We start from the raw sequence: 25128 nt of genomic DNA, 5'->3' as shown, positions 1-25128 counted from the left end.
GGTGGGATAGGATCTTCCAGTTAAGGTTCTCTCAACCCATGACACCAACGCCAGGTTGGGTGGTCAGCCCTGCAACCGCCATCCAGCTCATCCAACAAGGGGCAACGCTTCTGGATGCACGCAGTGCGGAATTGCAAGCCGACGGGATCCTGAAGGGTTCAATTCCGGTGAATTGGACAGAGTTTGCTCAACCAGAGGCTGCAAACAGCGGCAAGCTGTTGGCAGATGACGCCCTCCTCACCGAAAAGCTGCAAGGCATTGGCGTGTTTCGAGAGCGTCCGGTGGTGGTGGTGGCCGATCCGCTGCGGGGCTGGGGAGAAGATGGCCGGATGGTTTGGATGTTGCGCAGCTTGGGTCATCCCCAGGCAGTCATGGTGGACGGGGGCTATCCGGCCCTGGTGAATGAGGGAGTGCCGACCACAGCCCGACAAAGCGCCGACGAACTGCAACGGGGCGACTTTGTAGTGCAGCGAACCGACCGGTGGGAGATCGACCGGGACACTCTGCGGGCCAGCCTTGGCTCCGACCGTGTGGCCATCCTCGACAGTCGCGAAGCCCAAGAATACAAGGGAGCCACCCCCTATGGTGAGGCGCGCGGTGGACACATCCCCGGCGCTGTGCATCTCTACTACAAGGAGCTGATGGATGCGGCGGGATCCCTGTTGCCGCCCGCTGCAATTCACGCCCGCCTGCAAAAAGCCGGGATCCCTCCGGAAGCCGAGATCGTTGCCTACTGCACAGCCGGGGTTCGCGCCGCTTGGCTCACGGTGGTTTTGACCCACTTGGGCCGGCAAGCCAAAAGTTATTCCGGCTCCATCCTGGAATGGGCAGCCGGGGATCCCCAGCGGTTCCCGCTCCAGCCATGAGGGGATCCCTGCCCACCGTAATCTTGGCCGGATGTGGCTATGGAGCCATCGACGCCTTGCGGGCGCTCAAAGGGCAGGCACGGGTGATCGCCATCAACCCCTATCCCTACAGTGTTAATTCAGGCATGTCCACACGGCTGCTGAGCGGTCGGTTTTCTCTAGAGCTGGTGCGGATCCCTTTGCTGGAGCATATTCAAGCCAACGGCGCCCAGTTTTTGCCGGGGCGAGTCACCCACATCCAACCCGAAGCTCGAACCCTGACCCTGGAGAGTGAAGCCGGGATCCAAACTCTTGCCTACGACTATCTGTTGGTGAATGTGGGCCGGGAGTTGCGCCCCATCGATGGGATCCAACATGCCTTTACCATTCGACCGGCAGAACAATTGGTGGCCGCCCAAACCTGGATCCGGCAGTGCTGGCAACGGGCAGCCCAGGGGGATCGGACGCCGGGCCTGCTGACCTTTGTGGTAGCGGGAGGAGGCTGTACCGGCACAGAGCTGATGGGGGAACTCTACGATCTTTGTCGGCAGATGAGCGCAAAAACAGGGATCCCCTTAGCTCAAGCCCGGCTGATCCTGATCCATCGCCAGGCCCATCTGGTCGAGGGCTTCTCGGAACCCTTCCGCCGGGCCGTGGAAAGGGAAATCCGCCGTCTGGGGGTGGAAATCTGGGCCGGATGTCAGGTGAAAGCCTTTGGGCCGGAGCAGGTGTGGCTCTCGGATGGCACCGAGTTGATAGCTCAGACCCGCCTGTGGGCAGGTGGCTTCCAGGCGCCGGCCTGGTTGAGCACCTGCGGCTTGCCGACAGGGCCGACGGGATCCCTGCTTGTGGATCAATACCTGCGGGTGCAAGGCTCAGAGCACATCTTGGCGGTGGGGGACTGCGCTGACTTTGTTTGGAGATCCCGCCTCTTGCCCAAGATCGGCGTGTACGCGGTGCGCCAGGGGCCAATTGCAGCCCAAAACCTGCTGCGGCTCATCCGCGGCCAACCTCTGATCCCCTACCGACCACAGGCCACGGTTTTTGTTTGTGTAACGGTGGGGAACCGCGTTGCCGTTGCCGAGAAAGGCAGGCTGGTCTGGCGCGGCTATGCAGCCACGGTGCTGAAGAACTTTTTTGATTGGCTGTACATGCGCAAACTTAAGCCCCTGCGCTGGCAGGAGTTTTTCTACTGACTCAAGCTCTACCAAGAACGGGGTTAAGATCAAAACCAGATGGGCCAGGTCGGGCTCGCTTCCCAAATCCTGAATATCTGAGAACTATGGCTATTCCCGGCGGCAATGGGCTATGAGCGGATCGACTTTTGCCGACCGGCCAGAGCAGCGACCAACCAGGAGCAACAATGCCTCTAGATAACCTGCGCGGACTCTATCAGCAAGTCATTCTGGAGCGGTACAAAAAGCCCCACAACTTCGGCAGAGTGGATCCCGTCCACCGCCACCAGCGCGGCCACAACCCCTCCTGCGGCGACACCATCGACCTCACCTTGCAACTGGATCCCAGCCAGGAGCGGATTGTCGATATCAAATTCGAGGGGGCAGGCTGTGCCATTGCCCTGGCCTCTGCCGATCTCATGGCGGATGCGGTGCGGGGGCGCACCATCCCCGAAGCTCTGCAGTTGGTGGAGCGTTTCCAAGCCATGATGCGCGGTGGCGAAGAGTTCCCGCGGGAGCAACGGGCTTTGAACGCCATGAAAGGGGTAGCCCAATTCCCGGTACGCATCAAATGCGCCAACCTGGCCTGGCATGCACTCAAATACGCGCTGGAATCCCCCGAACCCCAGGCTGATGGGTCGGCTTTTGTGAGCAACGAAAACACCGACTAACTTTCCCCAGTTTTACCCTTCTCCCTCGCTACCCTGGGCAAAAGCCTTTCAAGGCTTGCGCAGATTGTTGGTTTCCCAGCTCTGCCCAGGAGCAAACGATGTCGCAGCAGGTGTTGATCGTTGAGGATGATCCCAGTCTTGCTTATGTTCTCAGCCTGTTGCTGGAGCGAGAGAATACAGAGTTTGTGGTGGTTGCTTCGGTTCCCGGTGCCATCAGTCACTGCCAAGCCTCACGACCGGATCTCATCATTCTGGATTTGGAACTGGTTGGCGACGAGGGGTTTGCCCTGCTGGATTGGCTGAACAGGAATCCTCCCGCCAAGCCCATTCCCGTCTTGATCTACACGGCCCGCGATGTGGAGCACCCAGAGCGTATCCGCTGGCAATCTCAAGTTACCGAAATCTACGTCAAAGGGCGCATCAGTCCGACAGAACTCCAAGAACGGGTACACCAACTCTTGGCTGAAACAACATGACCCATCGTCTGCTGATCATCGACGACGAACCCGATATTTGGGAAATGACCCAACTGATCCTGGAAAACTTGGTCGGCTGGCAGATCTTAACGGCGGGATCCGGCCCAGAAGGGATCCAAATCGCTATCCGAGAGCAACCCGAGGCCATCCTGCTGGATGTGACGATGCCGGGGATGGATGGCCCCACCACCTTGGCCCATTTACGAGCTTTGCCGGAAACCCAAAGGATCCCCGTGATCCTTCTAACCGCCAAAGTCCGGGATCCCCAGGATGCCTCTCTTGCTCAGCTTGGAGCCAATGGCCTCATCGGCAAACCCTTCAACGCGGCCACCCTGGCTGCGGACATCTGTGCTCTGCTGGGCTGGGATCCCTGACTCAACCCTGAACCTGCCCCAAAGACCCCTGGGATCCCACCGATATCCGCCAAATCGCGTAGAAGAAACGTACAAATTGCCTACGCAAATCCTCGATGTTTCTCTGTACTTCCACTGATCTCGAGGCTATGATAGGGGCATGAACGTTAGAAATACGGAGGAAACACAGATGCAAGTCAGTGAAGATCTAACCCTGGACTACCGTACTTACCGCATAGCAGCCCTATTGAGCGAGAGCTTCTCTTTGGGAGCACTGCTGGGAGTATCCCTCAAGTGGCAGAACGATGTCTCCTCCGTGAATGAGCCGCGGCCCAGGGCTTCCCATCTTTCCCTGCAGGACATCGAGCAGCGCTACCTCACCTCTTGGCAAAGATAGTCTTCTCCCTTCAAAAACCATCTCTCAAACAGAACCAGCCATGAATACAAGTCTTGACTCTGTTACTCTGCCCTCCAGCATCCAAGAAATCGTGGAGCAGGTGTTCCGCAGCAGCTTCCTCAGCTTGGGCCAAGAGAACCGCATCAATGAGCTGCTCTTTCAGCGGCGCTACTCTGAGGCTGACCTGGAACTGTTGGACTGCCTAAGCTTGGCGTTGCTGAACCATCAAATTGAGACGGAAAAACGTTCTGCGGCAAAAGCTGCCTGACCCCCAAAACGCATCAAGTTCCTCCAAAGCAAAAGGGGATCCCAGCTGGATCCCCTTATTTGTCGAATCTGAGTCCAGTGACCTAGCTGATCTCCAAGGAAAACCCTGGAAGCGCCCCGGCAAGCATTCCAGAGTTCTTGCAGGATGTGGGGACTAGACCGCAACGGTCTTCTTCACCTGAGCCGCCAAAGCTCCAGAAGCATACTTGGCTGCCATCTCATCCAAGGTAACCACCGGAACTTTGGTGCCATGGCCAGCACAGCCGAAGGCAATGTAGCGCTCAGCACAGACTTTTTGCATTTCCTTGATGGAAGGCTTGAGGAAGTGGCGGGGATCAAACTCTTTCGGATTCTCGGCCAGGGCGCGGCGCACGGCAGCCGTGATGGCCAGGCGGTTGTCGGTGTCGATGTTTACTTTGCGCACTCCATTTTGGATGCCCCGCTGAATTTCTTCCAGCGGCACACCGTAAGTCTCGGGAATGGAGCCGCCGTATTCGTTGATGATGTCGATCAGCTCCTTGGGCACCGAGGAGGAACCGTGCATCACCAGGTGAGTGTTGGGCAGGCGGCGGTGGATCTCGGCGATACGCTCCATGTCCAGAATGTCGCCGGTGGGCTTACGGGAGAACTTGTAGGCGCCGTGGCTGGTACCAATGGCTACGGCCAGCGCATCCACCTGAGTTCGCTCCACAAAGTCCACCGCTTGGTCGGGGTCGGTGAGGAGTTGGTCATGGCTGAGCGCCTCTTCCGCGCCGTGGCCATCTTCCGCTTCCCCACGGCCCGTTTCCAGGGATCCCAGGCAGCCCAGTTCTCCTTCCACGCTTACCCCGATTGCATGAGCCACTTTCACCACCTCGGAGGTCACGGCCACGTTGTACTCGTAGCTGGCCGGGGTTTTGGCATCTTCTTTGAGGGATCCATCCATCATGACGCTGGTGAAGCCATTGCGGATGGCGGAATAGCAGGTAGCCGGGCTGTTGCCGTGGTCTTGGTGCATGGCGACGGGGATGTGGGGGTAGGTCTCCACTGCCGCCAGGATCAGGTGCCGCAGAAAGTTCTCGCCCGCATACTTGCGTGCCCCTCGAGAGGCTTGCAGGATAACGGGGCTGTTGGTTTCATGGGCTGCCTGCATGATTGCTTGGATCTGCTCCATGTTGTTGACGTTGAAGGCAGGAATGCCGTAGCCATGTTCGGCGGCATGATCCAGCAGCGTCCGCATTGCAACGAGAGCCATCGGTTACCTCCTGAGGTGCTGACCTAGTGCGTATGAGATTTGCTTACCGTTGATCTTAAGATACTTTTTACGTTTTGGCGGATAAGCCGCCGGGGATCTGCGCATCTTGCCGAGGGATCCTTGCAGCTATTGGCCGTGATGCTCGCGCTCAGGCGCAACAGGCGCACCGACATCTTCAGATACAGTGGGGAGGGGCAAGACTGTTGGGCGCTTGCATCGAGGATGGTTCTGCCCATGCCCGCCTAATTGATCTCTTACCTCAATTGATCTCTTTCAGTTTTGTGTTGTTCGCCCGGAGGAATGGGAACGTGCGTTGCGATCGCTGGCCGGTCTTGGGTGCAAAGCCAACAAGGGCTCTGTCCTGCTGGGGCAAAAGGCTGCGCTGGGTGCGAGGAACCGGTTTGGCAATGGCCTGCTGGGCAGTGGCGGGCCTTCGGTCGGCAGCTTGGGGGATCCCTGGGCAATCTCCGGATCAAGCGGCAGCCTGGGTGAGGGACAATCCTGTGCTGCGGCCCCGTCCGGGCGAAACCCTGAACATCAACCGAGTGGAGCCAGATGGATCCCGCTTTACGTTCTTGGCTTCGGTGGCTCCGCCGGGACGGATCATCAACCCGCTGGATCGGGAGACGATTCGCTCGGAACGGATGACGTTCTTTCGCCCCCAAGGACTGACAGCAGAGGATCTCTTTCAAGCCATTCGCGATGTCTATGGGCCGGAGATCGCCGCCGATCTGGATCAGGCAGTGGAGGTGATTCGCTACCCATCCCCAGAAGCTCTGGCAGGCAGTCCGGGCTATACCTTGGCCCTTGCCATCCAAGGGGTGGTGCTGCGGGGAAACCAATTTGTGTACTGGCTGGAGCTGACGCAAAACCCCGATGGCCGTGTACAGCAGGGGCAGGTGTGGGTGTTCCAAGAGGAATGGCTACCCAAGGTGGAAGGGGAGTTGGCGGAACGTTTCCCCTTGCAGGTGATGACCCGTTGAGGGGCCCCCAATCTTTATCCCCGAGGAGAAGGGCGCTCAGGGGCGGAGGGAGTTGCTGACATCCAAAGCCGGCAATTCCACCCGCTCCACCTGGGGCCGAAAGCCCAACCAAGGGGCGGCCAACTGGGCAAACCGCTCTGGATCCCCGCTCACACAGAAACGGTGGGGTTCCTCCTGGGCAGCGGTCGAGGGGCGGCGCAAGCCCCACAAGCTCAATTCGCGGGCCAGGGATCCCACCAGCGCCATCCCTGGATCTACCCGTTTGACCGAGGACGGCAGCAAAGGCTTCAGGATTGGATCCAGCAGGGGGTAGTGAGTACAGCCATAGACAAGAGTATCGATCCCCTGTTGCAACAGCGGTTGCAGGTAGCGTTCAGCCGCCTGTCGCAGAGCAGGGCTATCCAGCCATCCGGCTTCAATGAGAGGGACGAACTCAGGGCAGGCCTGCTCCCAACAGTAAACGGGGTACGGAAAACGTTTGGGATCCAGAGCGCTGTACTCTTGAATGGCTCTTGAGTAAGCGCGACTCTTGACCGTGGCCACCGTGGCGAGCACCCCAATGCGGGATCCTTGGGCCAGTGCTGCCTGGGCGCCGGGCAGGATCAACCCCAGAACGGGCAGGGCAAACTCCTGCCGCACGTGGTCCAGAGCCAAGGCCGAGCTGGTATTGCAGGCCATCACCACCAGCTTCACCGGCTGCGCCTGCATCCATGTCAGAATTTGCCGCACAAAGGCCAGGATCTCCTCTGGCGAGCGTTCCCCATAGGGCAACCGCGCTGTGTCGCCGAAGTAGATGAGCCGTTCCTGGGGGAGTCGGCGGCGTAAGGCTCGCCAAACCGTCAGCCCGCCCAAGCCGCTGTCAAACACCCCAATTGGCCAACTGGGATCTGGCTCTGATTTCCACTCCCACTGCATGCTCCATTCTCCTCAACACCTTGGCCTAAGCTGCTGTATCCTACCCTGCTTTCGAGAATCTCGGCGACAGATTTCCTGCCTTCCCTCTGAGATCAACTGGGCCAACTGGATCGTCAATTCGATCAGTTAAGGATCAATTGAGAGATCCGATAGACATGAACAAGCTCAGCCAACGGCTAGCGGCTGCGCAAGAAGGTCTCAATACCATCGGCAATAGCCCGCGCCAAAATAGCCTGATATTCGGCAGTAGCCAATTTTCGCCCTTCGGTTGGGTTGGTTACATATCCCAACTCCAGCAGCACGGAGGGCATACCCACAGGTGTTTCCCGCACCATAAAAAAGCGGGCCCGTCTCACCCCCCGGTCAGCAGCGCCGGTAGCCCTGACCAAGCTGCGGTGTAAGATGGCGGCCAGCTCGGCGCTATCGGGTCGCAGGTAATAGGTCTCGATGCCGTGAATGCCGGAGCGATCCAGGGCGTTGGCATGAATGCTCACCAGGAGGGCAGCGTTGGCCTGAACGGCCATATCCACCCGCGGTTGCAGCAGCACTTCCCGGTCATCGGTGCGGGTCATCACCACCCCGTACCCCCGCTCCTGCAACAGTCGTCGTACCTGGTGGGAAATAGAGAGCACGATGTCCTTCTCCTGGATCCCATCCACCCCGATGGCACCGGGATCCCGTCCCCCGTGGCCGGGGTCGATGGCAATGACCGTCCGGTTCAGAGATTGGGGGGTGGAAGGGGAGGCAGGGCCGGGCGTCTGCGGCTGAGGTATTGGTGGAGGAGCATTCAGAGGTCGCAGCTCCAAGGTAATGCGGCGGGATCCCTGGCCGGGGTTGGGCTCGAAGACATTGAACTCCTCGGCGGGCTGCACCAGAATGCTGACCGTGCGGGCATCTTCCTGGACAAAGCGGATCCGCTCCACCGGCCCTCCAACCGGCAAGCCGGGATCCGGCATAGACTGGGGCAGGCGAGCGGGCGCCACGTTGATGCGGTAGCCACCACTCTCGGGATCCCAGCCGGCCCGGTAGAACATGAATCCATCGGCGCTGATGATCAACCGGTTGCCCTGGAGCTGAACCGATTGCAACGTGGCCAGCGGCCCACTGCTGTTGACAGAGCTGACCTCGGGCAAAAGGCTGGCCTGGGCAGCACCGCCGGCAGGCTGGATCCAGATCCCACCTCGCTGTGGGTCGTAGCGGGCTTCCCAGTCGCCACCGGAGGAATCCACATCCAGCACTACCCGAGCAACGGTGGGCTCAAACTGCCCGATACGCAGCCGCGAAACCCCCAGACGGTTGATGACATAAGCTCGCTGGGTGAGGGCAGGGCTGAGGGTGGTGTTGAGAAAATCCACCACTACCCGATCCGGATCGAGGATGCGCCGCACCGTAGTGGAGGGGCTGCCTTGGGTACGGATAAAAAAGCCTTCTGCTTGCGGGGATACCTCTAAAATTTGATGGCCGGAGCGGGAGACAGGCAGGGGTGGGGGGGATCCGACAGCTTGGCTCTGGGGCAGTGGGATGGGAGCTGATGAGCCGGCAGATGAGGGGGGAAACAGCGGCGAAGGGGGAGCGGCCTGGGTGAATTGAACGGCCCAGCGGGAGGGGCCGGCGGTGAGCAGTTGCAGGTGGTTAAGGCTGAGGGGCTGATCCGGCTGCAGATAGAGCACAAAACGGGTGATGGTATCCGTAAGCTGGCTAATCTGCACAGAGGCGACACGGCCTGCAAAGGTCTGGGTCTGGGGCTCCCGTCCGAAGCGGGTGTTGGGAAAATCCAGCACCACTCTGGGGGGGTTTTGCAGAACAAACAGGAAAGGCCGCACCTCTCCCTGTGTATTGACTTCCAGCCGCCCCTGCTGAGGGTCGTAGTGCCAGCGGTCGATGCGAGATAACCCTGGGATTGTGGTCGTCTGGGCCTGGACAGAGGGAGGGGGAAACAGTCCTGCTCCCGCCAAGCTCAACAGCAGCATCGCCCCCCATATCCGCCTTGACCTCGGCTTGCCGAATTCAGGCATGACCTTCCATCCACTCCCCACACCTGCTGCCCTCAACTATACCAACCTGCCCTCGGAGCAGCCTGGGAAGGAGCGCAATTCCGCTCTTGCCTGCAGGGCTGGGGGATGATGGGTAGAGGCTCGCCCCTTCTTCTTCCTGCTTGTTCTCCGGCGAGGTATCTTGGGATGCCCAAACCACCGGATCTCCTAACCCTGGCCCGAGCTGGACACGCCCAGTCGATTGTGCAGGTTGTGCGGATGGAGCTGCTGCGGCGTCGCTGGTGTGCTCGAGTAGACTTTGCCGACGAGACCCTGCACGTCCACCTGCTGGGATCCCTGTACCAGCCTGCGCTCTCCCCCCAAGTTGCCGCTGCCCAACTGTTTCTGATCTTGAAGCAACTGCGGATCCCACGGCTGGAGCAAGTGGAAATTTGCGCTTTCCGCGGCTCACGTTTGCTCTGGCGGCAGAGCCTAAAGCTGGGATCCCGGCGGCGTTGGGATCGGTTTTCTTTTGGCAACTGGTCGGTGAACGCTTGGGCTTACCCGGCTGCGTTTGCGGTGGCCCTGATGGTGAACAACATAGGCTTGTTGCAGTTGTTGCATTTGCCTCTTCACATTTGGATCCACGAACTTGGCCATGCCACCGTCGCCTGGTGGAGCGGGTATCGGGCTTTGCCTCTGCCCATCGGCTGGACAAGCGTTAGCTCGCAGAGGGATCCCTTTGTGTATTTTGGAATCCTCTTTTTACTGATTCTACTCTTCTGGTCAGCCCGCAAGGAGCGGATTGGGTGGCTGCAGGTGCTGGCCATCTTTCTTGCTCTATTGCAGTTTTACATGACCTGGCTGATGCCCAATCGCACCTGGGAGATGTTGTTTGTCTTTAGCGGCGTTGGAGGAGAATTTTATCTCAGCACCTTTCTGATGGCCAGCTTTTATTTTCCCTTGCCAGATCGTTGGCGATGGGACTCTTTGCGATTTGTCGTGCTGGGGATCGCGAGCAGCAGCCTGTGGAGAAGCTTTTGGGAATGGCACAGCATCAGACTGGGATTGGCCGAGGTTCCCTGGGGAACTTTGTTGGGCGGCCAAGGAGATGCCAGGGGGGATATGAACCGCCTAAACTACGACTTTGGCTGGAGCACCGATCGAATTATCCAAACCTACACTTTTTTAGGGAACCTGTGTGTTTTCGTCGTATTGAGCCTATATGTTCTATTCCTGTTGCGGGCAAATGATGAGATTTGGCTGTATCTGCGAGCAAAGCTTATTCTTTGGATGGATGGTTTGATAGGCTCCAGTTCAAGGAAACGTTCTTAAGATCCTCTTGTACTGAACATTGCCCCAACTACAACTTTTTCCGGCAGCACCAGCTACATCCGGCGCAAAATGAGCTCTTGGGTAAAAGGGATCCCGCTTATCTCCAGAACTTCCCTAGTGTCCAACTCGATTCCTCAAGGGGGCAGGATCATTTTGGTTTTGGACTGCAGCTTTGCCGGTTGGGAATTGCTCCAACCACTCCGTTGAGCTCAGAGGGCGTTTGTGGTGCCCATCTGGGCAATGATTGGGCGGGAGAAGCGGCACCCCTATCAGGTTGGAGATGGCCTGTTGAGCATTCGCTCTATCCTGAGGGATATGTATAGACAAACTTCCTCTGCAACGGTACTTTACCCATGTCAGCCGCCTTCTCTTGGCCCTACCGCACCCCAGGGATCCCAGACTCTGCCTTTGAACGCATCCCAGGGATCCCGATGAGCCCTCGTGAGGTGCGCGTGTTGGTGCTAAGCCAGTTGCGCCTGGGAGAGAACCACTGCCTATGGGATATCGGCGCCGGAACCGGCACCATTGCCATTGAAGCAGCCATTCTGTGCCCCAAAGCTCGCGTGATCGCCATCGAGCGAGATGCAGAGGTGGTCAGCCTGATCGAGAGCAATTGCCGGAAATTTGGCCTCGCCAACGTGCAGGTGATTCAAGGTACTGCCCCCGATTGTCTGCAACACCTTTCTCCGGCACCGGATCGCATCTGCATTGAGGGAGGCCACCCCCTACGCGAGATCTTGGAAGCCTGCTGGAGCCATCTCAGCCCCAACGGGCGGGTCGTGGCGACGACCAACTCTTTGGATGGGCTCTACGGCCTTTCTGCCGGCCTGGCCGCTGTGCGGGCTCATCATGTGGAGGTGATTCAATCGGCGGTGAACCGCCTGGAACACCGCGGTCGGACTCAAATGCTGCTGGCACTGGATCCCACCTTTGTTTTGAGCGGAGAAAAAATGGGCTAAGTTTTGTGTAAACTGTTTACATTTTTTTGGTAAATCTTTTCCTAAGGTGATGGATAAAAGTGGATTGATTTATCTCGGCTGTCTTAGAACCAGCAGAAAAGATTGGGTCACCCAAACCTTAAGCTATACTGATATTTCTCGATCCCAAACTCAAATCTGCTTTTATACCAGATAAGAGAGCTGGGAAACCCAATAGCTATGGATCAATTCCAACACCCCTTTCAGGAGTCACGGGAAGTCAAACTGCGGCAACTGTTGATTCGGGAGCGCTGGCCGGAAATGCTGAAAGGCTGCCGGGCTTGCATCCATTGGGACGACTTCAAGCGACCGGAATGCTGTGGTGATTGCGGCATCGGGGATCGACGCAGGCAAGCAGTAGCCGAAGAAAGCCCACCCAGCAAGTCCCCAGGCATTTAGGGTTCGCAAGCTTCCCAAATTGGGATCCCAGCTCCTGCAGTAACTTTGCCGCCATCCTCCTGGAAAATCTGGTGATCCAGGTCGCCAACGGGGTGGTGCAACCCCTGCTCAACTGCTTTCCCCACCATGAATCGGTGAAGCAACGGTTTTATCGCCGCAACCTGCTCTCTACCCGGGAAACCGAACGGCTCCGCAACCAACTTTCCCAACGCTACCGCTGGCAACGCTACTGGGACGAACCCCGGGCGATTTTTGAGAGTTGTTATCAACTGTTGCGTATCCAAGACCAAACGATTGTCCAGTACCCGGTGTATGCGGGGCGCACGGCGGAACTGGCGCAACTCGGGGGCATTCCCTGGCTGGTCACCCTCTGGTTGGAGTTTCAGGATGCGGTGGCACCCGTACTGCGGGCGGTGGCAAACTACATTGGTCGTACCAGCGCCTATCTGCTCACCCGGATCATTGGGCGGGGCTTGGGCTTGATTGGGCGGGGGATTTTGCAGGGTATTGGCAGTACATTGCAAAACAATCGCTCCCAAGAATCCTCCCAGTTATAATCCATCCCATCCGTAATATTTGATAACAATTTGGCGTCCTGAGCATTAAAACTTGCTTAAGGCAGGGGCGCCGTCGGGTTGCCTTTGTGTTTTAATTGAGAATAATATTCATTAGTTTTAATTGAGAATAATATTTATTATGTTCAGGTCTAAAGTTATTACAAACGCCACTAATAATCAAGGAGGTTCTGGTGCCACATTCAGGGAGTCAGCCGGGAAATAACGGTCAAAAACTGGGTTTTACCTATGTCAACGAGGCGGCAGTGAGCCGGGCTAAGCCGGGAATTGCTAGTGAAGGTAATTTGCAAATAATGCCCCTATCTCAAATGCGGGCAGGGGAACGGGTGCGGGTGGTGCGGGTGGATTGCGGCGAGGCGAATCCCCGGTTGGTGGGCATGGGCATCACCCAGGGGGCGGTGCTGACGGTGCTGAGCCATCTGGATTCCGGGTCGGTGCTGGTGGAATGTCAAGGTCAGCGGTGGGGGTTGGGGGCGGGTATGGCGGAACGGATTGGTGTCGAGCGATGGGAGGCGGCAATGCCCAGGATGACCTTGGGGGAGGCGACTATTGGCAGTCGGGTGCGGGTGGTGGGCTATGCGCCGGGAGCGGGGGATTACAAGCGGAAATTGCTGGGGATGGGCTTAACGCCGGGGACGATCCTGCAGGTGAAACGCCATGCGCCCTTGGGAGACCCGACGGAAATTGAGGTGCGGGGGTTTGCCCTGAGTCTGCGGAAAGGGGAAGCGGCGGTGTTGCAGGTGGTGCCGGTGGAGGGAGAAGCAAATTTAGGGAGCGATGGGCAATGAGCAAGCGGACGATTGCCTTACTGGGAAATCCCAACTGTGGGAAAACGACCCTATTCAATGCCTTGACGGGGGCACGCCAACGGGTGGGCAACTGGGCAGGGGTGACGGTGGAACGCAAGGAGGGCACCTACCGGGATCAGGGGCAAACGGTGACGGTGGTGGATTTGCCGGGGATTTATTCCCTGGATGTGGCAGCGGGGGGCACGGGGCTGGATGAACAGGTGGCACGGGATTACCTGCTCAGCGGTGAAGCCAACCTGGTGGTGAATATCCTGGATGCCAGCAATCTGGAGCGGAATCTTTACCTGACCACCCAGCTTTTGGAGATGGGGGTGCCGCTGGTGCTTGCCCTGAACATGATGGACCAGGCGGCGGGGCGGGGGATGCGGATTGACCTCGCCGGGTTGCAACGGCGGTTGGGCTGTCCGGTGGTGCCTTTGTGCGCCCATCGGGGGCGGGGGGTGGCAGAACTTAAGGCAGTCATCCGGCAGGCATTGACCCAGCCGCAGGGGTCGGGGGTGCGCCCCGTTTATCCCCCGCTGATAGAGCAGGCGTTTACCGAACTGTCCCACGAGGAAGGGCTGGGTTCCCCTTGGGCAGTGCTGTACTGGTTGCAATCGGCGGATAGGGCGAACGACTCACCGGCATTACCAAGCCGTTTCCAGCAGTACCGGCAGGAGATGCTCCAAACCCTGGGGGAAGAGATTGACCTATTGATTGCTGATGTCCGTTACACCTGGATTCGGGAGGTGGTGACGGCGACAGTTACTCTGCCTGGGCAGGTCAGCCAAACCATTTCGGAGCGGATTGACCGCTGGGTGTTGCACCGTTGGTTAGGAATTCCCATCTTCCTAGTGATTATGTATGTCATGTTTTTCATCGCTATTAACGTGGGGGGTGTGTTTATTGATTTTTTTGATATAGGGGTGGGCACGATTGCGGTGGACGGCACGGCGCATGTGTTGCAACAACTCCACGCTCCCGGCTGGCTGATTGGGCTGTTGGCAGATGGGGTGGGGGGTGGCATTCAGACAACGGCGACGTTTATTCCCCAAATTGGCTTGTTGTTTGTTTTGTTATCGGTGTTGGAGGATTCGGGGTATTTAGCGCGGGCGGCGTTTGTGATGGACCGGCTGATGCGGTGGATTGGCTTGCCGGGGAAGTCCTTTGTGCCGATGCTGGTGGGGTTTGGGTGCAATATCCCCGCCATTATGGCGACCCGTACCCTGGAAAATCGGCGGGATCGGTTGATGACGATTCTGATGAACCCGTTTATGTCCTGCGGGGCGCGGCTGTCCGTGTATGCCCTGTTTGGGGCGGCGTTTTTTCCGAAAAATGCCCAAAATGTGGTGTTTCTGCTCTACCTGATTGGGATTGGGGCGGCGGTGTTTACGGGTTTGGTGATGAAAAGCACCCTGCTACAGGGGATAGCGGCTCCCTTCATTATGGAATTGCCGCCCTACCATTTGCCCACGCTCAAGGGGGTAGCCATCCACGCCTGGGGACGGTTGCAAGCGTTTATTACCAAAGCGGGGCGGATGATTATCGTGATGGTGATGATTTTGGGCTTGTTAAATTCGGTGGGAACGGATGGTTCCTTTGGGAAACAGGACAGTACCGATTCCCTGCTCAGTGCGGTTGGTCGGCAGATTACGCCAGTATTTGCACCGATGGGGGTGCGACCGGAGAATTGGCCCGCAACGGTGGGGATATTTACCGGGACGTTTGCCAAGGAGGTGATGGTGGGGACGATGAATTCCCTCTATGGGCAGTTGGCGCAGGCGGAAGCGGCAGAGGTTGGGGAACCACCGGCAGAGTTTGACCTGTGGGGGGGTCTCCAGGAAGCAGTGACCAGCATTCCCCGCAATATGGCGGCCTTGGGGCAACAGTTGCTGGACCCAATCGGGTTGGGGGTGGTTGCTGACAGTGGGGATCAGGAGGCAGTGGCCGCAGAATTAGGCGTGCATACAACCATCTTTGGGCAGATGGCTTCCCGCTTTGGCAGTACCACGGCGGCGATTGCGTTTTTGCTGTTTGTCCTGCTGTATTTCCCCTGTGTGTCGGCAACGGCGGCGGTTTATCGGGAAACCAATCTGGGCTGGACGGTGTTTGTTGCTGGCTGGACAACCGGGCTAGCCTATTGGGTTGCCACCTTTTATTACCAGTTCATGACTTTTAATGAACACCCCGCACGTTCCCTGTTGTGGGTATTGGGACTCATGCTGGTACAGTTGGGGGTTTTGTGGGGATTGCGTGCCGTCAGTAGCCCCCGTTTGCGGCGGGTACCCTCCGGGAGGTAAGGGATGCTCTTGCAAGACCTACAACGTTATCTGCAAACGCACCGGCAAGTTTCGTTGACCAAATTATGTCAACACTGGCAAATGGATGCCGATGCCCTCCGTCCGATCCTGGATGTATTAATTCGCAAAGGGCGGGTGCGCCCCGTACACCAGCGGAAGTGTGGGGGCTGTCACTCCTGCGCCTCAACGGATTTAGAACTGTACGAGTGGGTAGAAAAACCACCTTAATGGGGGATCAATTTTAGGGATAAGTCGTGTTGTTCAGAACGTTTTTCAGAATAAATTACGAGCCAACCGAATGTACCAATTAAGTGAATTGTTGGAATTTCTGAGTAATTTCTAAGTCAGCAAAACGGCGGATAAACCGCACAGCGCAATACCATCAAAAACCCCAGCCCCACTAATACTAAGAATGCCTGGAGTCATCCGCTCAATTTGGGGCAGGTGTAACAGGTCAGCCCCAATTAGTGTTCCCAATACACCGCCAGCAAAGGCAATCGGTGCTGCCACAACATCAGACCCCGCCGTTAATAGCACAGAAGTCATCGCCGCCGTTAGGGGAGCAATCAAGGCATTCATTTGAATCCCAATCCTCGGCACCACCTGGGCAGAATAATAACTAACTATTGTCACCACAGCCGTGACAAGCACAATCAAAATTGGCGAAACACGGGTAAACTGATAAATGGCCAATAGGGTTGGAATCAGACCACCCCCGACATTCAACGCCACAATCGTTTTCTGTTCAATTCGCCTTAAGGGAATACCCCAAAAGAAGCGCATCGTCCACAATCGATCCGAATCAGGTACCATAGCTACTTTGGAAACTCTCTCATAAAGGGGGATATTAATCGTACTCCCAATAATTACTAGGGTCAGCAGCACAAGAGATAGGTTAGGAGAAAATCCGAGCTTTGCAACAGCAACTTGAACCGCATCTAGGGTAACCACCAACCAGAGAAACGGGAAGGCTAAGAGCAGGAGTAAAAAGAGTAGATAGGCAGTCGCTTCCCTTCGGGGAAGTGGAATTAATGAAAACAAACAAACTATGGCAGCCAGGGAAACTGGCGAAAGTTAGGTGGGCGCTTTTCCAAAAAGGCGCGTTTGCCCTCAGCAGCTTCTTCGGTCATGTAGAACAGCAACGTCGCATCTCCGGCCAGCTCCTGCAGCCCCACCTGCCCATCGCAGTCGGCGTTGAAGGCGGCTTTGAGGCAGCGGATGGCTAAGGGGCTGTGCTGGAGAATTTCTTGCGCCCAGCGGATCCCTTCAGCTTCCAGCTCTTCCACCGGCACCACCGCATTCACCAGACCCATCTCCAGGGCTTGGGCTGCGGTGTATTGGCGGCAGAGGAACCAAATCTCGCGGGCTTTTTTTTGCCCCACCACCCGCGCCAGGTAGGCGGCCCCAAAGCCTCCGTCGAAGCTGCCTACTCTGGGGCCGGTTTGCCCAAAGATGGCGTTGTCGGCGGCAATGGTCAGGTCGCAGATGAGGTGCAAAACATGGCCACCCCCGATGGCGTAGCCTGCCACCAGGGCAATCACCACCTTGGGCAAGGAGCGAATGATGCGCTGCAAATCCAACACGTTTAAGCGAGGGATCCCGGCCTCATCCAGATAGCCAGCCTCGCCCCGCACGCTTTGATCCCCACCGGCACAAAAGGCATACTTGCCGTCGCTGTGGGGCCCTGCCCCGGTCAACAACACCACCCCGATACGGGGATCCTCTCGCACATCGGCAAACGCATCGATCAGCTCGGCAACAGTTTTGGGGCGAAAGGCGTTGCGCTTGTGGGGACGGTTGATGGTGATCTTGGCAATGCCATCCGTTTTTTCGTAAAGGATGTCTTCGTAGAGCTTGGCCGTCTGCCACATGGTGTCTGGGTGTATCTGCTTGGGATGCCCGGCTGGCTGACGCGGGCGGCATGGGCGGGTTCATTATAGAGGAGCCCTTGGGTGCTGTGAACTGCTACCGCGAACGGCCTGAAAAGGCTGGGTGAAACGGTTGGTCGCTTGGATGAGGGCTTCCACCAATCCTTCCAGAGTATACTCCTGCGCTTCGATATCCACCCGACCGAATGCGGCTTTGCAGGTTTCGGCGGTTTTGGGGCCGATGGCGGCAATCTGCACCGGTGGATCCCACACCTCTGGGCCCAGCCCTGCCTGCCGGATCAAGTGGGCAAAATGCTGCACCGTCTTGGAGCTGGCAAAGGTGAGGATGTCCACCTGACGGGCCTTCAGAGCCTCCACCACCTGGGGATCCGCTGTCGCCGGACAGGCAGACTGATAGGCGGCCACCTCCACCACCTCTGCCCCTCGCTGCCGCAAACCCTGTACCACCTCCTCCCGGCCTCCCGACTCCACTCTGGGAAAGAGAATCCGCTGCCCTGAGATCGGCTCCGGCCAAACTTGAAGCAGGGCCTCGGCCACAAACTCTTGGGGCATGAGATCGGGATGGATGCCGTACTGGGCGAGCACGGAAGCGGTCTTGGATCCCACCACCGCCACTTGTACGGGGTGGAGAGCCCGACTGTCCCGACCTTGCCGGTGCAACCGCTCAAAGAAAGCCTGCACCCCGTTGGCCGAAGTCAGCAACAGCCAGTTGAATTGGCCCAGGCGGGCAATGGCGGCATCCAAGGGATCCCAGCTCGTGGGCGGCTGGATCACCAGGGTCGGCATCTCCAGCACCCGCGCTCCCTGGGCCTGTAGCAGCTCCCGAAAAGCTGGTGATTGCCCCTCGGAACGGGTGACGAGAACCGTCTTGCCTGCCAGGGGAGCCGGCGGAGGCAAAGGAGGGATCCCCGGCAAAAAGTCCTGCCGCAGCCGCACCACCTCCCCAACCACCAGTAGGCCCGGCAACTTTGCCTGACTCTCCCCCTGCTGCAGCTCGGCCAAGGTGCCCACCCACACCTGCTGCTCTGCTTGCCCCGCCCCCCAGATCAAGGCCACCGGTCGGTCTGCCGGGATCCCAGACTCCACCAGCCGTGCGCCAATGTGCTGTCGCTGCCGGGATCCCATCAAAATCACCAAAGTATCCAACTGGGCCAGGGCGCTCCAGGGCAAGGCCTCTAGATCGTGGGCAGTCAGCACGGCAAAAACGCGGCTTAAGTGCTTATCGGTCAGGGGGATCCCTGCCCAGAGGGGGCCAGCCAGGGCCGACGACAACCCCGGCCAAATCTCAAAGGGACAGCCCGCCTCCCTAAGGGCTTGGATCTCCTCGCGAGCGCGGCCAAAGATCAAGGGATCCCCTGACTTGAGGTGAACCACCTGTTTGCCTTCTCGGCAGCGCTGGATGAGCCAGTGGATGCCCTCCTGGAGGCTTCCTGGCCCAGAGCGTCGCCACACCTGCGCCTGCGGCGGCAACTCTGCCAACAAGCGCTCATCCACCAGCTCGTCGATCCAGATAGCCTCAGCCTGCCGTAGGATCTCCAGTACTCCCTGCGTCAGGCCCGCCCGCCCGCCCAGCCCTGCCCCCACTAGATACACCTTGCCCATGCCCTACCTCTTGGAATGTCGATCTTGCCCCTTGTAAGAAGGGGATCCCGCTTGCTTTGCAAATATAAATCGAAGACGCCTCCCAACAGCTCCTCTTCCAAGGGGTGGCCAGCCTGAGGAAAAACTGGTCTACTTGCGAGATACTGAAAGCGTGGGCCTGAGGATCCCTGCCTATGTCCGGTGTAACTCCAGAGCCTTGGCCGCGGCGGCGTTTTTTGGCCAGTGGAGCTGCTCTGCTAGCAGTAGGAGCGGGCTCCCGCCCCTCTTCGGCCAGATCCCGGCCCTTGCGACTGGTCACCAACTGGTACGCCCAGGCCGAACACGGCGGCTTTTACCAAGCCCTGGCCACCGGCATCTACGCCGACTACGGTCTGCAGGTGGAAATCCGCATGGGGGGAACGGCGGTTAACGTGCTGCAACTGCTAGCCGGGGGAGCGGCAGATTTTGTGCTCGGCGGCAGCCCCGACGCTCTGGCGGCTCTGCAAGCTGGGATCCCTGTTCTCACCGTGGCCGCCTTTTTCCAGAAGGATCCCCAGTGTCTCTTGGCCCATCCAGGGGTGGGCATCGAGCGCCTGGAAGACCTGCGGGGCAAGCCCATCTGGGTGTCACCGGGGGCCAACCTCACCTACTGGCCTTTTTTGCGGGCCAAATTTGGCTTTACCGACGAGCAGAAGCGCCCCTACAACCTCAGCCTCACGCCCTTCTTGCTGGACAAGTCTTCTGCCCAGCAGGGCTATGTGACCTCCGAGCCCTTCCGCGTGCGCCAGGAGGGGGGCTTTGATCCCGTCGTTTTTCTGCTGGCCGACTACGGCTATTCCCCCTACGCCACCACCCTGGAGACCACCCGCCCCTTTGCCGAACAGCACCCGGAGCAGGTGCGAAAATTTGTAGCTGCCTCCATCCAGGGCTGGCAGAGCTACCTAGAGGATCCCCGCCCCGGCAATCGCCTCATCCGCCAAGACAACCCCAACATGAGCGAGGCCCTCCTGGCCTACGCCCACCAAGCCCTAAAAGACTACGGCCTTCTCACCAGTGGAGATGCCGCCACGCTGGGGATCGGCGCCATGACCCACCAGCGCTGGCAAACCTACTTTCAGGAGATGGTGGCCCTGGGGATCGGCGCAGCGGGTCTGGAGGTTCGCCAAGCCTATACCCTCGACTTCCTCCCCGGCCCCACTGCCTAAGGGATCCCCACTTCCATCGCCGCCAAACTGTGCAAAAGCGGGGATCCCTGCATCCCCAGCTCATGGCGCCGGTGCATTTGGTTTGTCAGCAAGTAGGCCAAAGGTGGGTGGCCGCTCAGCCGTTGGCGGGGGTGGGGCAGATGGTCGTTGCCGAACTGGTGGCGGTACTCCTCCGAGTCGATAAAGGCATTGACCATGGCCTGCAAGCCCTGGTGCACCAAAATGTCGTGGTAGGCGGCCACCTCCTCCTTGCTGGCCGGGGCCCGTCCCAAAAAGTGCTTGAAGCCCTGCTCTACACAGCGGGTGTTGCAGCCGGCACTGAAAAAGAGTTGCCGGTAGAGCCGGGATCCCCCAATCTGGCGAACCAAGCGCTTAATCCCGATCCGCCCCCGCAAGAAGTCCTGCTCGATTTTCTCCAGCTCTCCTGTTTTCTCGTGCTGGTAGGGCTGGCGTTCCAAAAGCTGCTGATAGGCGGCCCGCAACAGGTTTTGCAACGTTTGCGGATCCTGCCGGCGCTGGCGCGATTCCATAACCCTAGCTCCCAATCGACGAAGCCAACAAAAACAGAAAAGATCGATTTACAGACAAAATGGGGGACTACTTTAAAGAAATTATGAAGGGAATAGCAAATGGCTCGATACGCTTTTACGGCGGACTTCAGCACATCCTTCTGTAACAAAATTGCCAATAAAAGACCGTGAAGGTTCTACTTAAGATTTACCTTGCCGACAGAACGACCGGGGGAGATCTGCGATAAATATTTACGAAAGGATTGTCATTTTCTCCAATTTACGTGATTTCACTTTGTAACTTTCTAGCCGATAAAAAAATTCCGTGTTTATTCGTAGTTAAGTATTATGACACTTCCATCCAGAATAACCTGCTCCAGATCCAGAATACAAGTTAAGTAAAGAATGCAGCCTCTCCCAGGGTCACAGGTGCAGGGCTCATCATTTGAAGTGCTCTGGTGAAGTGCTCTGGTTTGATTGACTGGGGACTCAGGTGTTGCTGTAGACCTGCAAGGGGGCTGCAGGGGAAGGGATCAATCAATTTTTGTGATTGGTTTGCGTTGCTTATGCAGTAGATCTTGCCCGCCGGGGTTTCTTGCCTGCCCTTAGCGTTTGGATCCCATCTATGGTTAAACAAATCCGGCTAGAGCCTTTATCTCGCGTCTCAGAGGTCGATACCTACAGCAATCTTCTGTCGGCTATTTTGTCGGAGGAGCTGCATGTCTCGCGGGAATGTAGTGGTCGCGGCATCTGTGCCACCTGTCATGTTTACGTCAAAGAGGGAATGGAAAGCCTCACTCCCATCACCCCCCGCGAGGCCAAGACTCTGGAGACCATTACCAGCGCCCGCAGCAATTCCCGGCTGGCCTGTCAGGCGCGGGTGGTTTCCGATGGCGTGGTGGTGGAGCTGCCGCCGGGGATGTACGTGAACTCGCTGAGGGATATCGAAGTGCTCATCGGTCGGCGGGCCGAACAAGACCTGCTGCACCCACGGACGGGGAAGGTTTTGGTGGAGCAGGGCAAGATCATCACTCGCTCTACTGTTAAGCAGCTAGAAAATGAGGACTTCCGCATCATTGGCAATACGCTGGCCCAAACTCGGGAAGTTTGATGGATTGTCGATATTCAGGGATCCCTTGGGCTCAGCGGGCATTGTCTTATAGACAATCAACCAAGGATTGAACAATGTTGGATCCCTCAGATAGCTGACCAAGTTTATCGAATGCTTAGCCATTCATTTTGTTGACTCATTGGCATTGTCTGGCCCAGTTGATCCCTACAAATCCCACCAAATCCTGTTGCTTTGCAATCTAGAATTATCCATTTTTTATCAGGAGAGCGCCATGGCCACCACATCTCGACCGGATCCCCGTCCTGCAGTCACCATGCCTGTGGGCCGTGACAAGCATGCCCACTACAGTTACCGCGATTTCTTCCGCTTCAACCGAGATCAGGGCACAATCATCGACTGGAACAACACGCAAAATCTCCTGCTCAGCGAAGACTTTATTGTGGGCTTGCAAACAGGCCTGGAACGGGAAGTGGGAGATGCTTCGGCGGCGGTGATGTACACCATTGGCAGAGATTGGGGCATCCGCGATGCCAAGCACTTCTCCGAGTGGTACGAGCGGGAGTATGGGATTGGCGTAAAACAGTCCAACCTTTTGTTTTTGCTGGAGACTTGGTGGTGGCCTTTTACGGCTCAGGGCTGGGGCAAGTGGGAGGTGGAAACCGAATCCAAACAAAAAGGCTTCCTGTTTATCAACTTGTTTGATTCGATGGTGGCTCGCACCCTAGGGGATGTGGGCAAGCCGGTTTGCCATCTCTATGCCGGTTTGTTTGCCGGATTTTTCACCGCCATGACCTCGCGAGAACTGGGCTGCATTGAGATCCAGTGCTACGCCATGGGGGAAACCTACTGCAAGTTCCTGTTGGGCGGGCAAGAACGCATTGATGCCGCCAATTTTTGGATCACCGAAGGGGCCAGCGCCCGCGAGATCGAGCAGCGTTTGCACCAGTTGTGAGGCTTGCTTGTGGCTTTTGAAGGCTCTCTGGGATCCCTCGACACTTTGGAGAAACGCCCATGGTCACCTTCAACTTAGACACCGATCTGGACTTAACCCAGCCGCTGGCGGTCTTTTTGCAGGGGTTGAACTGGGATAACCGACCCCCGGCCAAGGCTCCCTTTGCTCAAGAGCCGCCGCCGCAGTCCCCCATGCTCTTTGCCCAATCGGTGGGACAGTTTTTTGCCGGCTTCAATTGGTCGGGCATCTGCCCACGCTCAGAGCCGCTGCCGGAATTGCCGGCAGAGGATCCCTTTACCCTTGAGGATTTTGCCGCCTTGTTTGGCGGAGCTTTGCTCTAGCTCTGGTTTGTTCAGGGCTCTCAGTTGTGCTCTCTCGATCCGTGCTCTAAGGAGACTTCACCCATGGATGACCTTCACTCTTGGCCAGAACGCATTGCCGAGCGAGAAGGGGATTACTTAACACCCGACGATCTGCAAGACCTGATTCGTTACTCGCTCTCTTTTGAAGAACGGCTGGAGCTCTACCAAGTCTTACAACAGCAAGAGCTGACCTGGATCCAAAGGGTCTTGCAACAGCAGGGGCACAGCGGTGGAACAGAGTCCCCTCTGACACCATCTCAGCGCCTCTTGGCTCGTCAATTGGCCTTTTGTTTGCGCTCCCTGGGCCTGAGTCTGTTGCTGGGGGATCCCACCCCTGTGCAGCAGGTAACTCTTGGTGCGATGGAACAGTACCTAGGGTTGCCGCAAGCGCTCGCTCAGCTACGGGCAGTGGTTCAGGGATCCCTGCCGGCGGATCAGCAGGGGTTGCTTGCCCCCTACTGGCAAGAGCTGCAGACTGTCTGCGCAACTTCTCAGGCCCAATCTCCTTCCCCTTCTTCTTCTGAGATGGAGGTTGACCTGCCCACAGTTCCGCCGGAGCGGGCTCTCACCTTGGCGGAAATGTTTGTGTGAAGCCCACTGAAGGAGGCTCTATCTATGAATTCAAGGGTTGCCGAGCTGATGCAACAAAGCGAAGGCCGCTATCTGCGCCCGGACGAGTTGAAAACTCTACACGCCTACGTGGAAGGGATCCCGAGGCGGGTACGCCTTTACCAGGTTCTCCAGGCCAAAGAACAAGAGTTGCTGGATCGGGTGATGGAGAAGTTTCAGCCGATGATGCCGAATTTAATCCGCCAGCATGGTCACCTGGCCTGGGAGCGCTGCCGCCGGGATCTGAGCATGGTGTGGCGCTACTGCTGCATGGCCATGCTGCTCAACGACGAAGACTACCTGAGGGATAAATTGCTCTACTGGCTGGAGACGATCCTGAAATCGTTCAAGATGCGCGACCAATGCCAGCCTGCCTACAAGTTAATGCTCGACTCCCTGACCCACATCTTTGGAGCAGAAGAGAGCGAGATGATCCGTCCTTATCTGCTTTTGGCCAAATCCATGCTGGTTAACTAGGTCCATTCGCCCTCAATGGATTCCCTAGTTTTGCCAATCCACCGGACATTCATCCCTTCACTCCAAAAGGCCAAGTTCCAGCCGCCCTCAAATCCGTCCATCCCCCTGTGAGATAGCCATGACTACCCTGCAAGAGATTCTGCAAGACCAGATCTTGCCTGGGCACTGCTTTAGCCCTGCCTACTACATCCGCCCTGACATCCACACCGGACTGCTGTACAGCCGCGGAGGATACCGCTTGGCGGCCTTTCCCATGCCCCTGCTGGAAGCTCTCTACTCCGGCCTGCGCTATGAAACTGGCCAAGCCACCCGCGTCATTCTCTACAACTGTGGCCGCGATTGGGGAGAGGCATTTTTCCGCCGTGTTGAAGACGAGCTTTCCGGCTACTACCAGCAGCCGCTGCAGGAATTGCCGATGGGGATCTTCCTGGATGCCCTCAGCGATCTCTGGGCTACCCACGGCTGGGGACGCCTGGAGCTGGATTTTTCCGCCGCCGACCACGGCTTGGTTCAGGCCGGGATCCGCAATTCCGGGTTTGCCCTTGCCGCTCGCGCCAGCTTCAACCTGGAGGAAGCTTCTACACGGCAAGAGCCTGCCGGATACCTAGAGGCGGGAATGCTGGCTAGCCTCTTCTCCTTGCTTTCGGGGCGGGATCTCATCTGCGTACAGACCACCTGCGAATCCCTGGGGGCCGATCTCAACCGCTTCCTCATCGGCACGGCTCAGCGGCTGCACCACTGCGAGGAATGGGTGCGCAAGGGCCTCTCCCACGACGAGATTTTGGATCGGCTCACGGCCAGTCCCTAGG

General features: G+C 57.8%; 29 protein-coding genes. 22 read left to right on the top strand and 7 right to left on the bottom strand.

Annotated features, from left to right (window positions below):
* The first annotated feature begins 38 nt into the window (after window positions 1-38).
* The 7 genes from ACVWYZ_RS08165 (at window position 39) to ACVWYZ_RS08135 (ending at window position 4185) form a co-directional block, all read left to right on the top strand.
* Complete coding sequence (locus tag ACVWYZ_RS08165) at window positions 39-866, top strand: sulfurtransferase (RefSeq protein ID WP_457466746.1); 828 nt, start codon at window positions 39-41, stop codon at window positions 864-866.
* A complete protein-coding gene (locus ACVWYZ_RS08160) occupies window positions 863-2041 on the top strand; it encodes an NAD(P)/FAD-dependent oxidoreductase (RefSeq protein ID WP_457466745.1) in 1179 nt (392 codons plus the stop codon). The genes ACVWYZ_RS08165 and ACVWYZ_RS08160 overlap by 4 nt, the downstream gene beginning before the upstream one ends.
* Window positions 2042-2208: 167 nt before the next feature.
* Window positions 2209-2691: a Fe-S cluster assembly sulfur transfer protein SufU gene (gene sufU / locus ACVWYZ_RS08155; RefSeq protein ID WP_414399405.1), complete on the top strand. Its 483-nt coding sequence runs from the start codon at window positions 2209-2211 to the stop codon at window positions 2689-2691.
* 98 nt (window positions 2692-2789) lie between these two features.
* Window positions 2790-3167 (top strand): response regulator, encoded by a 378-nt coding sequence (locus ACVWYZ_RS08150; protein ID WP_414357168.1) that lies wholly within the window; start codon window positions 2790-2792, stop codon window positions 3165-3167.
* On the top strand, window positions 3164-3541 hold the full coding sequence (locus ACVWYZ_RS08145; protein ID WP_457466744.1) for a response regulator: 378 nt from the start codon (window positions 3164-3166) through the stop codon (window positions 3539-3541). Before ACVWYZ_RS08150 ends, ACVWYZ_RS08145 begins: the two co-directional genes overlap by 4 nt.
* A gap of 169 nt (window positions 3542-3710) precedes the next feature.
* Window positions 3711-3917: a hypothetical protein gene (locus ACVWYZ_RS08140; RefSeq protein ID WP_011432020.1), complete on the top strand. Its 207-nt coding sequence runs from the start codon at window positions 3711-3713 to the stop codon at window positions 3915-3917.
* Between the two features lie 40 nt (window positions 3918-3957).
* The gene (locus tag ACVWYZ_RS08135) at window positions 3958-4185 is read left to right on the top strand and encodes a hypothetical protein (RefSeq protein ID WP_011432021.1); all 228 of its coding nucleotides are present in this window, start codon (window positions 3958-3960) and stop codon (window positions 4183-4185) included.
* A 153-nt stretch (window positions 4186-4338) separates the two neighbouring features.
* Here the strand turns inward: ACVWYZ_RS08135 and fba are convergent, their stop codons facing one another.
* The gene (gene fba / locus ACVWYZ_RS08130; RefSeq protein WP_011432022.1) at window positions 4339-5418 is read right to left on the bottom strand and encodes a class II fructose-bisphosphate aldolase; all 1080 of its coding nucleotides are present in this window, start codon (window positions 5416-5418) and stop codon (window positions 4339-4341) included.
* A 407-nt stretch (window positions 5419-5825) separates the two neighbouring features.
* On the opposite strand from fba, the gene ACVWYZ_RS08125 reads away from it, so the two are divergent.
* Window positions 5826-6401: a hypothetical protein gene (locus ACVWYZ_RS08125; RefSeq protein ID WP_457466757.1), complete on the top strand. Its 576-nt coding sequence runs from the start codon at window positions 5826-5828 to the stop codon at window positions 6399-6401.
* Window positions 6402-6437: 36 nt separating this feature from the next.
* Here the strand turns inward: ACVWYZ_RS08125 and murI are convergent, their stop codons facing one another.
* Window positions 6438-7316, bottom strand: a complete 879-nt coding sequence (gene murI / locus ACVWYZ_RS08120) for a glutamate racemase (RefSeq protein ID WP_457466743.1) — start codon at window positions 7314-7316, stop codon at window positions 6438-6440.
* A 176-nt stretch (window positions 7317-7492) separates the two neighbouring features.
* On the bottom strand, window positions 7493-9286 hold the full coding sequence (locus ACVWYZ_RS08115) for an N-acetylmuramoyl-L-alanine amidase (protein ID WP_457466742.1): 1794 nt from the start codon (window positions 9284-9286) through the stop codon (window positions 7493-7495).
* A 210-nt stretch (window positions 9287-9496) separates the two neighbouring features.
* On the opposite strand from ACVWYZ_RS08115, the gene ACVWYZ_RS08110 reads away from it, so the two are divergent.
* The 7 genes from ACVWYZ_RS08110 to ACVWYZ_RS08080 all read left to right on the top strand — a co-directional run bounded on the left by ACVWYZ_RS08110 (window position 9497) and on the right by ACVWYZ_RS08080 (window position 15891).
* A complete protein-coding gene (locus tag ACVWYZ_RS08110) occupies window positions 9497-10624 on the top strand; it encodes a hypothetical protein (RefSeq protein WP_457466741.1) in 1128 nt (375 codons plus the stop codon).
* A 353-nt stretch (window positions 10625-10977) separates the two neighbouring features.
* On the top strand, window positions 10978-11583 hold the full coding sequence (cbiT, locus tag ACVWYZ_RS08105) for a precorrin-6Y C5,15-methyltransferase subunit CbiT (protein ID WP_457466740.1): 606 nt from the start codon (window positions 10978-10980) through the stop codon (window positions 11581-11583).
* Window positions 11584-11781: 198 nt separating this feature from the next.
* A complete protein-coding gene (locus ACVWYZ_RS08100; RefSeq protein WP_011432028.1) occupies window positions 11782-12000 on the top strand; it encodes a hypothetical protein in 219 nt (72 codons plus the stop codon).
* Entirely contained in the window at window positions 11928-12557 is a 630-nt protein-coding gene (locus ACVWYZ_RS08095; RefSeq protein ID WP_457466739.1) for a DUF3685 domain-containing protein, read from the top strand. The genes ACVWYZ_RS08100 and ACVWYZ_RS08095 overlap by 73 nt, the downstream gene beginning before the upstream one ends.
* Before the next feature lie 191 nt (window positions 12558-12748).
* The gene (locus tag ACVWYZ_RS08090; protein WP_457466738.1) at window positions 12749-13363 is read left to right on the top strand and encodes a ferrous iron transport protein A; all 615 of its coding nucleotides are present in this window, start codon (window positions 12749-12751) and stop codon (window positions 13361-13363) included.
* The gene (feoB, locus tag ACVWYZ_RS08085; protein WP_457466737.1) at window positions 13360-15663 is read left to right on the top strand and encodes a Fe(2+) transporter permease subunit FeoB; all 2304 of its coding nucleotides are present in this window, start codon (window positions 13360-13362) and stop codon (window positions 15661-15663) included. Before ACVWYZ_RS08090 ends, feoB begins: the two co-directional genes overlap by 4 nt.
* A 3-nt stretch (window positions 15664-15666) precedes the next feature.
* Window positions 15667-15891 carry a FeoC-like transcriptional regulator gene (locus ACVWYZ_RS08080; RefSeq protein ID WP_457402926.1) on the top strand — a complete coding sequence of 75 codons (225 nt, stop codon included), beginning with the start codon at window positions 15667-15669 and terminating at the stop codon, window positions 15889-15891.
* A gap of 111 nt (window positions 15892-16002) precedes the next feature.
* Here ACVWYZ_RS08080 and ACVWYZ_RS08075 read toward each other — a convergent pair whose 3' ends face one another.
* The 3 genes from ACVWYZ_RS08075 to cobA all read right to left on the bottom strand — a co-directional run bounded on the left by ACVWYZ_RS08075 (window position 16003) and on the right by cobA (window position 19154).
* Window positions 16003-16704, bottom strand: a complete 702-nt coding sequence (locus ACVWYZ_RS08075) for a DUF1614 domain-containing protein (RefSeq protein ID WP_457466736.1) — start codon at window positions 16702-16704, stop codon at window positions 16003-16005.
* A gap of 5 nt (window positions 16705-16709) precedes the next feature.
* Window positions 16710-17534, bottom strand: a complete 825-nt coding sequence (menB, locus tag ACVWYZ_RS08070; RefSeq protein ID WP_414400718.1) for a 1,4-dihydroxy-2-naphthoyl-CoA synthase — start codon at window positions 17532-17534, stop codon at window positions 16710-16712.
* Window positions 17535-17597: 63 nt separating this feature from the next.
* On the bottom strand, window positions 17598-19154 hold the full coding sequence (gene cobA / locus ACVWYZ_RS08065) for a uroporphyrinogen-III C-methyltransferase (RefSeq protein WP_457466735.1): 1557 nt from the start codon (window positions 19152-19154) through the stop codon (window positions 17598-17600).
* A gap of 173 nt (window positions 19155-19327) precedes the next feature.
* On the opposite strand from cobA, the gene ACVWYZ_RS08060 reads away from it, so the two are divergent.
* A complete protein-coding gene (locus ACVWYZ_RS08060) occupies window positions 19328-20338 on the top strand; it encodes an ABC transporter substrate-binding protein (RefSeq protein WP_414344061.1) in 1011 nt (336 codons plus the stop codon).
* Here ACVWYZ_RS08060 and ACVWYZ_RS08055 read toward each other — a convergent pair.
* Window positions 20335-20868, bottom strand: coding sequence for a phycobilisome rod-core linker polypeptide (locus tag ACVWYZ_RS08055; protein ID WP_011432219.1), 534 nt, complete (start codon window positions 20866-20868; stop codon window positions 20335-20337). The genes ACVWYZ_RS08060 and ACVWYZ_RS08055 overlap by 4 nt on opposite strands.
* A gap of 604 nt (window positions 20869-21472) precedes the next feature.
* On the opposite strand from ACVWYZ_RS08055, the gene ACVWYZ_RS08050 reads away from it, so the two are divergent.
* From ACVWYZ_RS08050 to ACVWYZ_RS08025, 6 genes are all read left to right on the top strand, one after another.
* Window positions 21473-21958, top strand: a complete 486-nt coding sequence (locus tag ACVWYZ_RS08050) for a 2Fe-2S iron-sulfur cluster-binding protein (RefSeq protein WP_457393570.1) — start codon at window positions 21473-21475, stop codon at window positions 21956-21958.
* Window positions 21959-22190: 232 nt separating this feature from the next.
* Window positions 22191-22871 (top strand): V4R domain-containing protein, encoded by a 681-nt coding sequence (locus ACVWYZ_RS08045; protein ID WP_457466734.1) that lies wholly within the window; start codon window positions 22191-22193, stop codon window positions 22869-22871.
* Window positions 22872-22930: 59 nt separating this feature from the next.
* Window positions 22931-23212 carry a hypothetical protein gene (locus tag ACVWYZ_RS08040; protein ID WP_414331880.1) on the top strand — a complete coding sequence of 94 codons (282 nt, stop codon included), beginning with the start codon at window positions 22931-22933 and terminating at the stop codon, window positions 23210-23212.
* Between the two features lie 63 nt (window positions 23213-23275).
* Window positions 23276-23824 (top strand): hypothetical protein, encoded by a 549-nt coding sequence (locus ACVWYZ_RS08035; protein WP_457466733.1) that lies wholly within the window; start codon window positions 23276-23278, stop codon window positions 23822-23824.
* Between the two features lie 24 nt (window positions 23825-23848).
* On the top strand, window positions 23849-24319 hold the full coding sequence (locus ACVWYZ_RS08030) for a phycobilisome protein (protein ID WP_457466732.1): 471 nt from the start codon (window positions 23849-23851) through the stop codon (window positions 24317-24319).
* A gap of 118 nt (window positions 24320-24437) precedes the next feature.
* Window positions 24438-25127 (top strand): V4R domain-containing protein, encoded by a 690-nt coding sequence (locus tag ACVWYZ_RS08025; RefSeq protein ID WP_457466731.1) that lies wholly within the window; start codon window positions 24438-24440, stop codon window positions 25125-25127.
* Window position 25128 lies beyond the last annotated feature (1 nt).

This window comes from Thermostichus sp. MS-CIW-37 (assembly GCF_054060065.1).
This window is presented reverse-complemented; position numbering and strand designations above follow the sequence as displayed.